Raw genomic sequence first — 13,819 nt, 5'->3', positions numbered from 1 at the left:
GTCGGGCGGGGGCGGCGGCTTGATCCCGGCCCACTGGGGTCGGCCGCGGGCGGCGGCTTGATCCCGGCCCGCCGGGGTCGGGCGGGGGCGGCGGCTTGATCCCGGCCCACTGGGGTCGGCCGCGGGCGGCGGCTTGATCCCGGCCCGCCGGGGTCGGGGGTGGGCGGCGGCTTGATCCTTGACCATTGGTCAAGTCGTCGTCAGTAGGCGTAGAACCCCTGGCCGCTCTTCTTGCCCAGCAGGCCGGCTTCCACCATGCGCAGCAGCGCGGGCGGCGGGGCCACTGCCGGGTCGTGCGACTCCTCGTAGAGCGAGGAGGCGATGGAGGCGACGGTGTCCAGCCCGATCATGTCGGCGAGCCGCAGCGGGCCCACCGGGTGGGCGCAGCCGAGCGTCATCGCGCTGTCGATCGCCTCGGCGGTCACCAGGCCGGCCCCGGCCATCCGGATGGCCGACACGAGGTACGGGATGAGCAGCGCGTTGACGACGAAGCCGGCCCGGTCCGGGGCGGCGACGACCCGCTTGCCCAGCACCGTGGTCACGAACGCCCCGGCCCGCTCGCGGGTCCGCGGCGCGGTCAGCAGCGAGCCGACCAGCTCGACCAGCGGCAGCGCGGTCACCGGGTTGAAGAAGTGCACGCCGATCACCTGCGCGGCCCGCCCGGTGGCCCGGGCCAGCCGGATGATCGGGATGGCCGAGGTGTTGGAGGCGAGGATCGCGTCGGGGTCGCTGACCACCTTGTCGAGGGTGGCGAAGATTTCGAGCTTGGTCGGCTCGTGCTCGCGGACCGCCTCGATGACGAGCTGCCGGTCGGCCAGGTCGCCGAGGTCGGTGGTGAACCGGATGCGGGACAGGGCCGCGTCGCGCTCCTGCTCGGTGACGGCGCCCTTGCGCACGCCCTTGTCGAGCGAGCCGGTCACCCGCTTGCGGCCGGCCTCCGCCGACGCCGGGCCGGCCACGGCGACCATCACGTCGACGTCGCGCCTCGCGCACACGTCGGCGATGCCGGAGCCCATGATGCCGCAGCCCACGATCCCGACCCGCTGAATGTCGCTCATCGCGTCTCCTCCCCGAGTGCGCGGCCTGACCAGCGCAGCAGGCAGGCGCCGATGGACATGCCCCCGCCGAAGCCGGCGAGAAGCACGAGGTCGCCGTCGGCGAGGGAGCCCGCCCGGTTGACCTCGTCGAGGGTCACCGGCACCGAGGCGCTGCCGATGTTGCCGTACCGCTCCAGGGTGTGCAGCGTCCGCGCGCCCTCGAGCCCGCAACGCCCGACGAGCTCGTCGAGCAGGACCCCGTTGGCCTGGTGCGGCACGAAGTGGTCGACCTCGTCGAGGCCGTAGCCGGCCCGCTCGACCAGCGCGGCCAGGGTCGGCGGCACGTTCTCCATGACGAAGTCGCGCACGCCGCGGCCGTCCATGCGGAAGTAGTGCTCGCCGGCCTCGACGGTCTCCCGCGTCGGCGGGCGGCGGCTGCCCCCGGCCTCGATGCGGATGAGCTTCTCGGTGCCGCGGTGGTTGACCAGGTCGAGGTCGATGATGCCGTACCCCTCGGGGACCGGCCCCAGCACGGCCGCCCCGGCGCCGTCGCCGAACAGCACGGCCGTGCGGCGGTCGCCGAAGTCCAGGATGCGCGAGTAGATGTCGGCCCCGACGACGAGCGCGTGCGCGCCCGGCGACAGCGACACGAGCCCGCGGGCCAGCGCCATGGCGTAGACGAAGCCGCTGCACACCGCGTTGACGTCGAAGCAGGCGGCCCGGGCGGCCGACAGCGCGCTCTGCACGAGGCTCGACGTCGGCGGCATCGGGTGGTCGCCGGTCGACGTGCTCACCACGAGGTAGTCGATGCTGTCGGCGTCGAGGCCGGCCTGGGCCAGCGCGCTCGCGGCGGCCTGGGCGGCCAGGTCGGAGGTCGCCTCCTCGGGCGCGGCCCGGCGCCGGGCCCGGATGCGGGTCTTGCGCTCGATCCAGCCCGGCTCGACCCCGACGAGGCGCTCGACCTCGTCGCTTCCGACCTCGAGCGCCGGCAGATAGGACCCGGTGGCGAGGATGCCGACCGGCGGAGCGATCATCGTATTGAAGGCGGTCACGGCCACCAGACCCTCCTTGGCTGCGGACCAGCGGCCGGCGGGGCCTGGATGCACTCACCCGCTTCGACCGGTTAGCAACGTAAGGCGGGCCCGGCGGGGGCGTACACCCCTAACCGGGGCGCCCCCGATGGCACCTGGCGCGGGTGGGGCGGGTTAGGGGCGGGCTAGGGGCTGACGGCCCGCGGAAGGCCGCCATAGCCTCGACTGCGCCGGGTCAGCTCCCGCGGCAGCGCGGACCGCCCGGGCACGTTGAGCTTGCGGTACACCCGCGTCAGATGCTGCTCGACGGTGCTCACGGTGAGGAAGAGCGAGCGCGCGATCTGCGGATTGGTGTGCCCGCGGGCGGCCAGGGCGGCGACGCGCAGCTCGGCGTCGCTGAGCTCGGCGATGTGATCGGGCCGGCCCGGCCGCTGCGCCGAGGCGCCGCGGTGGCCGCCGAGCACGTTGTGCCCGGCCGGCGTCTCGCGCGGCTGCCGCTGCTGGTCGGTCAGCAGGTCGGCCCGCACGAGCATGAGCTGGTGGTGGTCGCCGGTCGCCTCGAGCACGCTCGCGGCGTCGTGCAGCAGGCCGGCCCGGTGCTCCGGCTCGGACGCGTTGGCCAGCAGGCGGAGCCCGGCGCCGCGGACCCGGTCGGTGTGCGGCCCCAGGTGGTCGAGCTGGTCGCGCAGGATCGCGCGGGCCTGGGCCTGGTCGCCGAGCGCGAGGTAGGTCTCCGCCAGGTCGATGCGCCACGGCAGCAGCGTCGGCAGGTCCAGCCCCCAGGAGCGCATCAGGTCGCGGCAGGTGGTGAAGTCCTTCAGCGCCGCCTGCCGGTTGCCGGTGGCCAGGTGGTGGCGGCCGCGGGCGCGCAGGTACAGCAGCCCCGTGCGCGCCTGGAACAGGGCCGCCGGCACCCGCACGTTGAGGTGGTTGACCGCCTGGTCGTGGTGGCCCGCCATGGTGGTGCTGAGGATCAGCGTGGACAGCGGGGCGCCGATGATGACGCCCCAGCCCTTGGGCGAGAACTGGGTCAGCGCGCCGCGGGAGTCCTCCTCGGCCTCGGCCAGGTTGCCGCGGCGGAGGTTGACGCCGGCCCGGATCGCGCGGAAGAGCGCCCGCCAGACCGGCGCGCGGCGCGCACCGGCCTCCCGGATCAGCCCGTCGCACCAGCTCGCCGCCGCGTCCAGGCGCTCGGCGCCGATGAGGGCCTCCACGCAGTACGCGGCCAGGCCGACGGTGTCGTCGGTGAGCCGCACGGTGCGCAGCACGTGCTCGGCATCGCCGAGCGTCTCGTCCGAGATGGCGGCGCCGGTGGTCAGCGCCTCGACGACCCGGCCCGCCTGCAGCCGCACCGACCAGTCGGCGCCGGCGTGGCCGAGCCCGGGCAGCGGGGGCCCGGCGGCCGCGCGGATCTGCCCGGAGCGGCCCGGGTAGACGTAGCACAGCTGCTGGCGGACCAGCTGCAGCTCGATCGCGGCCGGCACGTCGGCGGGCTCGGCCGCGGCGGCGAAGCGGCGCAGCAGCTCGACCGCCTGCTCCGGCCGGCCGTGCCACATGAGGTGGCGGATGAGCTCGAGGCCCTGCGGCACGCTCAGGTGCCCGGCCCGGGCCGCGGTCACCAGCTCGCCGAGCGGCCGGTCGGCGGCGGAGGGGTCGAGCCGCCACTGGGTGCGCACCAGCGCGGCGGCGACCGCGGTCCGCTGCGGCCCGTAGGCCCCGATCCGGTCGGCCATCCGGCAGCAGTCCAGGGCCAGCGCGGTGTCGTCGTCCTCGAGGGCGGCCTCCGCGGCGTCGCGCAGCACGGGCACCGACCAGCCGCCGTCGGCCGGGCTGGCCGCGATGGCGTGCCGGGCCACCTGGATCGCGGCGGCCCCGGTGGCGTGCAGCAGCCGGGCCGCCCGCTCGTGCAGCGCGGCCCGCTCGGGGGCGGGCATGGCGTAGAGCACGGCCGCCCGGGCCCGCGGGTGGTGGAACCGGCCCTCGCGCAGGATGCCCATGCCGGCCGCGGCGGCGAGCGCGCCGCTGGTCGCCGCGGGGTCCAGCTCGGCCAGTTCGGCCAGCACGGCAAGGGGCGCCGGCTCGTCCAGCACGGCGGCCATCCGAGCCACCCGCAGGACGGTGGCGTCGCTGCGGTACAGGCAGTTGAGCACCGCCTGGGCGAACGCGTCGGCGACGGCCACGGGCTCGGTCCCGCCGGCCGCCTGCCGGTCCAGTAACAGCGCGGTGAGCAGCCGCGGGTTGCCGCCGCTGATGCGGTGCAGCTCGGCGACGCCGTCGCCGGCCAGCGCGGCCACCCCGGCCCGGGACAGCGCCCCGACCAGGATCTGGCGCAGGTGCCGCTGGCTGTCCAGCTCGGCCCGGAAGAGCGGGTCCGAAGGCTGCGCGCCGACGCACTCGGTGAGCACCATGAGCACGCGGGCCCGGTGCACCCGGCGGGCCAGGTACAGCAGGAACTGCCGCGAGGCGGCGTCGGCGAGGTGCACGTCGTCGACGCCGATGACCAGCGGGACCCGCTCGGACAGCTCGACGAGGGCCTCGGTCAGCGCGCCGAACACCTCCGCGCTGACCAGTGGCACGGCGCCCGTCTCGTACAGCATCGCGTTGAGCGTGCCCTCGCGCAGCAGCCGGCCCACGCGGACCCGCTGGTCCTCGGCGAAGGGCGCGCCGGCGAAGAGCTGGTCCACCACGCCGAGGGCGAGCGAGCTCTCCACCCGCGAACCGGTGGCGGAAAGGCACACCGCGCCCGCGGGGGTCGCCCGCTGCTGCACCGCGTGCCACAGGGCGGTCTTGCCGCACCCCACGGGGGCGGAGATCAGCGCGACGCCGCCGTGGCCGCGCAGGCATGCGTCCAGAGCCTGCTCAAGGGTGTCGAGCTCATTTTTGCGCTCCACCAGAGCCATCTACAGCCGCCTCTTCGTAAAGACGAATGAACGCGAACACTCGGGCCTGTCGACCTTCGATACGGTAGCCGCTCGGGCGACGCTCGGACCACCGTCAATCTCGGGGCACGGGACACGGTGGGGGCCGACATGGGATCACCGTCCCGGCTTCGTCAGCTTTCGGACTTTTTCCGACCTGGGTAAGGCGGCAGATGCACCCGGAATGCATTAACGCGACCCGGATAGACTGCTTGCTACGTTCGGTGAAATCGCTCGTTGCGGTGCTGTTACGAAGTGCTCAACGTAAATATGTAATGTCCGTCACGGTAACCGTCCATAGTGGACGGTGCTCGCCGTGCCCGCCCTTGACAGCCCCCCGCCACGCCTGCAAGGGTCGGGCGAAACGGCCCATGGGGGATCCATGCTCACCGATGCGAAGCTCACCGGCCTGCTGGCCGAGCACTGCCGGCGCATGAACACCGGCGACGTCGACTACATGCTGGAGCTCTACAGCCGGGACGTGCGCTTCGAGGACCCGGTCGGCGCGCGGCCCATGATCGGCCACGACGAGCTGCGCGGGCACTTCACCCGGGCGGCGGAGTCGGAGACCTACGACATACCGGGCGTGCCGGTGGCCGCCGGCGACGGCCGGCACGCCATGCTGCCGGTGACCGTGCAGATGAACTACCTCCCGCTCGGGCCGGCGCTGGTGGCGCACGGCTTCCTCGACGCGCCGCGCAATCCCCGGCGCACCCTGCTCACCCTGAATGTCGTGGGCCTGATCCGGGCCAACGACGAGGGGCTCATCGAGGCGTGCTGGATCTACTGGGGCCGCACCGATGTCGGGCTCCTGGACGCCACGGCCGGAATGGCCCTGCGCGCCGCGCGGTAGCGCTCTCGATCCCTCCGCCGCCCGATGTTGGCGGCGACGTTCACGTGAACGCATGGCGATCGACATTCGACATTGTCTTAACCCGCGATTCATGGCCGCGCTCAGGGGTTGGCCACTAGGGCTGTGCCGATCATATACGATCCCGCGCGGTTGTCGAGAGGGTGCGGGATTCTCGGCCCATTGCGCCGTTGTTAGGGGCCCGGTAAGGGTGTTCCGCCCCCTCGTGGCTTGCCTAGCGTCGCAGCCGTCGATGCGTTAGCGCCGCTTTAGCGGCCCGATCGATCGTAGGTGCGCTGCGGCCGGCGAACTCGGGATGGATCGCGGGTGCGCTGCGGCTGGCGAACTCGGGATGGGGAGGCCTTTCGTGTCTGACGGCGCCGTCGAGTGCCCGATCGCGGTGGTGGGCTTCGCCTGCCGCCTGCCCGGCGCGAACCGGCCCGCCGAGTTCTGGCGGCTGCTGCGCGAGGGGCGTGACGCCATCACCGAACGCCCGGCCCACGCCGCGCCCGATCTGCCCGGGGCGCGCTGGGGCGGCTACCTCGACGCCACCGACGCCTTCGACCCGGCGTTCTTCGGCATCTCGCCGCGCGAGGCGGCGGTCATGGACCCGCAGCAGCGGCTCGCCCTGGAGCTGGCCTGGGAGGCCCTGGAGCACGCCGGCATCCCGCCGCACCGGCTGGCCGGCAGCCCCGCCGCCGTCTTCATGGGCTCGATGTGGGAGGACTACGCCAAGCTCAGCCACGCCCTCGGTGCCGGGGCGGTCACCCCGTTCTCGGCCACCGGCCTGGTGCGCGGCATCATCGCCAACCGCATCTCCTACGCGCTGGGCCTGCGCGGCCCCAGCCTGACCGTCGACACCGCGCAGTCGTCGTCGCTCGTCGCCGTACACCTGGCGGTGCAGAGCCTGCGCCGCGGCGAGTCCACCGTCGCGCTGGCCGGCGGCGTGAACCTCGCGCTGCTGCCGCACACCTCGTGGATCACCGCCCGCTTCGGCGGCCTCTCGCCCGACGGGCGCTGCTTCACCTTCGACGAGCGGGCCAACGGCTTCGTGCGTGGCGAGGGCGGCGGCGTGATCGTGCTGAAGACCCTGGACCGGGCCCGCGCCGACGGCGACGAGATCCACTGCGTCATCCTCGGCAGCGCGGTCGGCAACGACGGCGCCACCGAAGGCCTGACCGTGCCCGGGCGGGCCGGGCAGGAGGACGTCCTCGCCGAGGCCTACCGGCGGGCCGGGGTCGACCCGGGCGAGGTCCAGTACGTCGAGCTGCACGGCACCGGCACCCGCGCCGGCGACCCGGTGGAGGCGGCCGCGCTCGGCGCGGTGCTCGGCCGCGGCCGGCCCGCCGACGCACCGCTGCGGGTCGGCTCGGTCAAGACGAACATCGGGCACCTGGAGGGCGCGGCCGGCATCGCCGGGCTGCTCAAGGTGGTGCTCAGCCTCCGGCACCGGCAGCTGCCGGCCAGCCTCAACTTCCGCGCGCCCAACCCGCTGATCCCGCTGGACGAGCTGCGCCTGGCGGTGCAGACCGGCCTCGGGCCGTGGCCGTCGCCGGACGGGCCGCTGCTGGCCGGCGTCAGCTCCATCGGCATGGGCGGCACCAACTGCCACGTGGTCCTGGGCGCCTGGGAACACGACGACCCCGAAGCGGCCCCGGCGCACGGGGGCCCGCTCACGTTCCCGGTGTCGGCGCGGTCGGAGGCGGGGCTGGCCGCGCAGGCCGCCGCGTTGCACGCCGCCGTCGCGGACGACCCGGGCGTGGCCCTGCCCGACCTCGCGTACTCGCTCGCCACCACCCGGACCGCCTTCGAGTACCGCGCCGCGGTCGTCGCCGAGGACCGCGCCGAGCTGCTCGACGGCCTGGCCGCCCTCGCCGATCCCGCGGCCGCCCGCCCGTCCGGCGTCGTCACCGGCACCACCGCCGGCTCCGGCCGGCTCGCGTTCCTCTTCACGGGCCAGGGCAGCCAGCGGATCGGGATGGGCCGGGAGCTGTACGCCACCGAGCCCGCCTTCGCCGCGGCCTTCGACGAGTGCTGCGCCCTGCTCGGCCCCGACGTCCGGCGCGTGGTCTTCGAGGCCGGCGACCCGGCGCTGCTGGAGCGGACCGGGCACGCGCAGCCGGCCCTCTTCGCGCTGGAGGTCGCGCTCCACCGCTGGTTCGAGCGGCACGGCGTGCGCCCCGACTACCTGCTCGGCCACTCGATCGGGGAGCTGGCCGCCGCGCACGTGGCCGGCGTGCTCTCGCTGCCCGACGCCTGCAAGCTGGTGGCCGCGCGGGGGCGGCTCATGCAGGCGCTGCCGCCCGGCGGTGGCATGGTGTCGGTGAAGGCGGGCGAGGGGGACGTCGCGCCGTACCTGCGCGGCCAGGACCTCGTGGGGCTGGCCGCGCTCAACGGGCCCGCCTCGGTGGTGCTGTCCGGCGACGGTGCCGCGCTGCGCGGGATCGCCGAGCGGCTGGCCGCCGACGGCTTCCGCACCCGCGCGCTGACCGTCTCGCACGCCTTCCACTCGCCGCTCATGGAGCCGATGCTGGAGGACTTCCGGCGGGTGGCGGAGTCGTTGACGTACCACAGGCCGGTCATTCCGATCGTCACCAACCTGACGGGGGCCGTCGCCGGGCCGGACGAGCTGTGCACGCCCGAGCACTGGGTGCGCCACGTGCGGGCGACCGTGCGCTTCGCCGACGGCATCCGGGCCCTGCGCGACGTGGGGGTCACGCTCTTTGCCGAGCTGGGGCCCGACGGCGTGCTGTCCGCGCTCGGGCGCGACTGCGTGGAGGGGGCGACGTTCGTCCCGGCGCTGCGGGCCGACCGGCCGGAGCGGCGGACGCTGCTGGCCGCGCTGGCCGGGCTGGAGGCGCGCGGGGTCGCGGTCGAGCGCACCGGCGAGTTCGCCGGCGCCCGGCGGGTCGAGCTGCCGACGTACGTCTTCCAGCGCCAACGCCTCTGGATCGGCGCCGACGGGGCGCGGGTCGAGTCCCCGGCGCCGGCGGCGGGCCATTTCGCCGGCTCTTCGGCCGACTTTTCGGCCGCGGGCGGTGTCGCGGGCGGTGTCGCGGGCGGTGTCGCGGGCGGTGTCGCGGGCGGTGTCGCGGGCGGTGTCGCGGGCGGTGTCGCGGGCGGTGTCGCGGGCCGTTTCGCCGGGCTGGAGCCGGCCGCGCGGGCCGATGCGCTGCTGCGGCTGGTCCGGGCGGAGGCGGCGGCCGTGCTCGGGCACGGCGGCGCAAGCGCGGTCGAGATCCACTGGGCGTTCAAGGACCTGGGCTTCGACTCGCTCTCCGCCGTGGAGCTGCGCGACCGCCTCGCCGCCGCCACCGGGCTGACGCTGCCCGGCGGGCTTCTCTTCGACCACCCGACCCCCGCCCGGCTGGCGCTGCGCCTCGCCGACGAGCTGGCCGGCGCGCCCACCGAGGCCGAGCCGGCCACCACCGCGGCGCCCGCCGGCGCCGCCGAGCCGGTGGCGATCGTGGCCATGGCCTGCCGGCTGCCCGGCGGCGTCGCCTCGGCCGAGCAGCTGTGGCGGCTGGTGCTCGACGAGCGGCACGTGCTGCGCCCGTTCCCGCCGGACCGCGGCTGGGACGTCGCCGGTCTCGTCGACCCGACCGGCGAGCGCCCCGGCACCTCGTACGTCGCGCAGGGCGGCTTCCTCGACGACGTGGCCGGCTTCGACGCCGCGTTCTTCGGCATCTCGCCCCGCGAGGCGCTCGCCATGGACCCGCAGCAGCGGCTGCTGCTGGAGGCGTCGTGGGAGGCCTTCGAGCGGGCCGGGATCGACCCCGCGGGCCTGCGCGGCAGCGGCACCGGGGTGTTCGTCGGGTGCACTTCGCAGGAGTACGGCCCGAGGCTGCACGAGGCCGGCCCGCGCGACGAGGGGTACGTCCTGACCGGCAGCGCCCCCAGCGTCGCGTCGGGCCGGATCTCCTACGCGTTCGGCTTCGAGGGCCCCACCCTGACCGTGGACACCGCCTGCTCGTCGTCGCTGGTGGCGGTGCACCTGGCCGCGCAGGCGCTGCGGGCCGGTGAGTGCGCCCTGGCCCTGGCCGGCGGCGTGACGGTGATGTCCGGCCCGGGCATGTTCACCGAGTTCAGCCGCCAGCGAGGTCTGGCCCGCGACGCGCGGGTCAAGGCCTTCGCCGAGGGCGCCGACGGCACGGCCTGGTCCGAGGGCGTCGGCGTACTGCTGCTGGAGCGGCTCAGCGACGCGCAGCGGCTCGGGCACCCGGTGCTCGCCGTCGTGCGCGGCTCGGCGGTCAACTCCGACGGCGCCTCCAACGGCCTGACCGCCCCCAACGGCCCCTCCCAGCAGCGGGTGATCCGGGCCGCGCTGGCCGGCGCGGGCCTGCGGCCGTCCGACGTGGACGCCGTCGAGGCGCACGGCACGGGCACGGCGCTGGGCGACCCGATCGAGGCGCAGGCGCTGCTGGCCACCTACGGCCGGGACCGCGCCGAGCCGTTGTGGCTCGGCTCGGTGAAGTCGAACATCGGCCACACCCAGGCCTCGGCCGGGGTGGCCGGGGTCATCAAGATGGTCGAGGCGATGCGCCACGGCGTGCTGCCCCGCACCCTGCACGTGGACGAGCCCTCGTCGCACGTGGACTGGTCGGCCGGCTCGGTCGAGCTGCTGACCGAGTCCCGGCCGTGGTCTCTTGCCGGCCGCCCGCGCCGGGCCGGGGTATCGGCGTTCGGCATCAGCGGCACCAACGCGCACGTGATCCTGGAGTCGGCGCCGGCCGTCGACCGCGTGCCGTCCCCCTCTTCCGGGCCGGTGCCGCTGGTGGTGTCGGCCCGCTCGTTGCCCGCGCTGCGGGAGGCGGGGGCCCGGCTGGCCGAATGGCTCTCCGGGGACCCGTCACTCGGTCTGCCCGATGTGGCGTTCTCGCTGGCCTCTGGCCGGGCGGCGCTGGAGCACCGGGCGGTGGTCGTGGCGGCGGACCGTGCGGAGGCCCTGGCGGGCCTGGCGGCGCTGGCCGCGGGGGAGCCGTTCGCGAACCTGGTGGAGGGCTTCGCCGGTGCGGGCCGCCGGGCGGTGTTCGTGTTCCCGGGCCAGGGTTCGCAGTGGGTGGGTATGGCGACCGAACTGCTGGCCGACTCCCCGGTCTTCGCCGAATGCGAGCGAGCCCTGGCGTCGTTGGTGGACTGGTCGCTGCGGGATGCGCTGACCGATCCGGAGTTGCTGGAGCGGGTCGACGTGGTGCAGCCGGTCCTGTGGGCGGTGATGGTCTCCCTGGCCGCGATGTGGGAGTCCTATGGCGTGACTCCTGCGGCCGTGATCGGTCATTCGCAGGGTGAGATCGCCGCGGCGGTGGTTGCCGGTGGCTTGTCCATTGTGGATGGCGCGCGGGTGGTGGTGCTGCGGTCGAAGGCGCTGCGGGCGATTGCCGGTCGCGGTGGGATGGTTTCGGTCGCCGAGCCGGTGGATCGGGTGCGTGAGCTGATCGACGGCCGGCTCTCTATTGCGGCGATGAACGGTCCGTCGGCGACGGTGGTGGCTGGTCCGGTTGAGGCGTTGGACGAGTTCGTGGCCTCCTGCGGTGAGGACGTTCGGGTGCGCCGGATCCCGGTGGATTATGCGTCGCATACGCCGCAGGTGGAGGAGTTGCGTGGGCAGATCCTGACTGACCTGGCCGATATCGAGCCGGCTGCGGGTCGAGTTCCGTTCATATCTGCGGTGACGGGCGATGTGCTGGATATGTCGCAGTTGGATGGGACGTATTGGTACACGAATCTGCGGCAGCCGGTGCGGTTTGACGATGCGGTGAACACCGCGCGGGGGCTTGGGCTTGACGGGTTCGTCGAGTGCAGTGCGCATCCGGTGCTGGCGCTCGGGGTGGGGACGCTGCGCCGGGGCGACGGCGGGATGCGGCGACTCGTCACGTCGCTGGGGGAGGCATACACCCAGGGGATCGGGGTCGACTTCGGGCTCGGCGGCGGACGGCGGGTGGACCTGCCGACGTACGCGTTCCAGCACGAGCGGTTCTGGGCTGCGGGGGACGGCGGGCTGGACATGGTCCGGCTGGCGCACGCGGACGCGTACCTGTTGGCGGGGCGGGTTTCGCTGGGTGCGCAGCCGTGGCTGGCCGACCACGCCGTGAACGGCACCGTACTGCTGCCGGGCACCGCGTTCGTCGAGCTGGCGCTGAGGGCCGGTCAGGCATGCGGGTGCCCGGTCGTGGAGGAGTTGACGATCCAGGCGCCGTTGGTGCTGGACGGCGACGATGCGGTACAGGTGCAGGTTTGGGTTTCTGAACCGGATGGTGGTGGGCGGCGGGCGGTGACCGTCCACTCGCGACCGGGCGACGACGCCGAGTGGACCGCGCACGCGAGCGGCTCGCTGGTCACGGCCTCCGAGGACTTCGAGCCGGTCGAGTGGCCGCCCGCTGAGGCGTCGGCGGTCGATCTCGCGGGCTTCTACGAGGAGATGGCGGCACGGGGGTACGAGTACGGCCCCGCCTTCCAGGGACTGACCGCCGCCTGGCGGGACGGCGAGGACGTCTACGCGACCGTGACGCTGCCGGTCGACGACGATCCTCGGCTCGCGATCCACCCCGCGCTGCTGGACGCCGCCCTGCACGCCGCGCTGCTCGGGCCGGTGCGGGGCACGCAGCTGCCGTTCGCCTGGCGCGACGTGGCCCTCGACGCCGCGGGCGCCCGGGAACTGCGGGTGCGCGTGTCGCCCGACGGCGCGGGCGGGACCACCTTCGACCTCGCCGACGGCGCGGGCCGCCCGCTGGGCCGGATCGGCTCGCTGGGCTGGCGCCCCTTCACCGCGCCGGCCGACGACGCCTTCCACCGCCTGGAGTGGCGCCCGGCCCCGGCCGCGCGGGCCGAGGCGCCCGACGTCGTACGGCTGGACCTTCCGGCGGTGGGCGCCGATCTGCACGACGGCGTCGGCGAGGCCCTCGCGCGCCTTCGGGAGCACCTGGCCGACGAGTCCCGTCTCGTGGCGGTGGTGACGAGCGGCGCGGTCGCGGCCGGTCCCGAGGACCCGGCGCCCGACCCGGTCGCCGCGGCGGTCTGGGGCCTGGCCCGCTCGGCCGCGTCGGAGAACCCGGGCCGGATCGCGCTGGTCGACCTCGACGACCGGGACCGCCCGGGCGCCGACGGCGACGTGCTGGCCGCCGTCGCCACCGGCGAGCCCGAGGTGGCCGTGCGCGGCGGGGCGATGCTGGTGCCGCGCCTGGTCCGGTCCCCGCTGCCGACCGGCCGGCCCGACCTCGGCGACGGCACCGTGCTCATCACCGGCGGGACCGGGGCGCTCGGCGGGCTCGTGGCGCGGCACCTCGTGGCCGGGCACGGCGTGCGCAGCCTCGTCCTCGTCAGTCGCCGCGGGCCGGACGCGCCCGGGGCCGCCGAGCTCGCCGGGGAGCTGCAGCGGGCCGGCGCGCGGGTGCTGGTGGCCGCCGCCGACGTCGCCGACCGGGACCAGGTGGCGGCGCTGCTCGAGGCGGTGCCGGCCGACCGACCGCTGACCGGCGTCGTGCACACCGCGGGCGTGCTCGCCGACGGGGTCATCGGGTCGCTCACCCGCGAGCAGTGCGACCGCGTCCTCGCCGCCAAGGCCGACGCCGCGCTGCACCTCGACGAGCTCACCCGCGGGCTGGACCTGCGGATGTTCGTGCTCTTCTCCTCCGTGATGGGGCTCATCGGCGGGCCCGGTCAGGGCAACTACGCGGCGGCCAACGCCGTGCTCGACGCGGTCGCGGCGCGGCGGGCGGCGGCCGGGCTGGCCGGCGTGTCCGTGGCCTGGGGCCTGTGGGCCGGCGACGGCGCACTCACCGAGCACCTCACCGGCGCCGACCGTGCCCGCCTGGCCCGCGGCGGGCTGGTGCCGCTGGAGCGCGGGCACGGGCTCGCCCTCTTCGACGCGGCCCTGGCGGCCGGGGCGTCGCTCGTGGTGCCGGCGCGGCTGGACCTCGCCGCCCTGCGCGGGGGCGTGACCGCGGCGGTGCCGGCCGGCCTGCAGTCGCTGGTCGGGGCGCCGGC

General features: G+C 75.2%; 5 protein-coding genes. 2 read left to right on the top strand and 3 right to left on the bottom strand.

Annotated features, from left to right (window positions below):
- Positions 1 to 200: 200 nt before the first annotated feature.
- The 3 genes from ABD352_RS32855 to ABD352_RS32845 all read right to left on the bottom strand — a co-directional run bounded on the left by ABD352_RS32855 (position 201) and on the right by ABD352_RS32845 (position 4,959).
- On the bottom strand, positions 201 to 1,058 hold the full coding sequence (locus ABD352_RS32855) for a 3-hydroxybutyryl-CoA dehydrogenase (protein ID WP_344616414.1): 858 nt from the start codon (positions 1,056 to 1,058) through the stop codon (positions 201 to 203).
- Complete coding sequence (locus tag ABD352_RS32850) at positions 1,055 to 2,095, bottom strand: 3-oxoacyl-ACP synthase III family protein (protein ID WP_344616413.1); 1,041 nt, start codon at positions 2,093 to 2,095, stop codon at positions 1,055 to 1,057. Before ABD352_RS32850 ends, ABD352_RS32855 begins: the two co-directional genes overlap by 4 nt.
- A 158-nt stretch (positions 2,096 to 2,253) precedes the next feature.
- Positions 2,254 to 4,959: an AAA family ATPase gene (locus ABD352_RS32845; protein ID WP_344616412.1), complete on the bottom strand. Its 2,706-nt coding sequence runs from the start codon at positions 4,957 to 4,959 to the stop codon at positions 2,254 to 2,256.
- Between the two features lie 409 nt (positions 4,960 to 5,368).
- Here ABD352_RS32845 and ABD352_RS32840 point away from each other — a divergent pair, with 409 nt between their 5' ends.
- Complete coding sequence (locus ABD352_RS32840) at positions 5,369 to 5,839, top strand: nuclear transport factor 2 family protein (protein WP_344616411.1); 471 nt, start codon at positions 5,369 to 5,371, stop codon at positions 5,837 to 5,839.
- Between the two features lie 364 nt (positions 5,840 to 6,203).
- Positions 6,204 to 13,819, top strand: a 7,616-nt coding sequence (locus ABD352_RS32835; protein WP_344616410.1) for a type I polyketide synthase, incomplete at its 3' end; no start/stop codon positions are given.

The organism is Dactylosporangium salmoneum, from assembly GCF_039532525.1.
Lineage (GTDB): Bacteria > Actinomycetota > Actinomycetes > Mycobacteriales > Micromonosporaceae > Dactylosporangium > Dactylosporangium salmoneum.
Note: the sequence above shows the minus strand (reverse complement) of the source record. Positions and strands in the feature narration are given on the sequence as shown.

Coding starts and splice junctions, on each gene's coding strand:
- ABD352_RS32855 (WP_344616414.1), bottom strand. CDS start 1,058: ATGAGCGACATTCAGCGGGTCGGGATCGTGGGCTGCGGCATCATGGGC.
- ABD352_RS32840 (WP_344616411.1), top strand. CDS start 5,369: ATGCTCACCGATGCGAAGCTCACCGGCCTGCTGGCCGAGCACTGCCGG.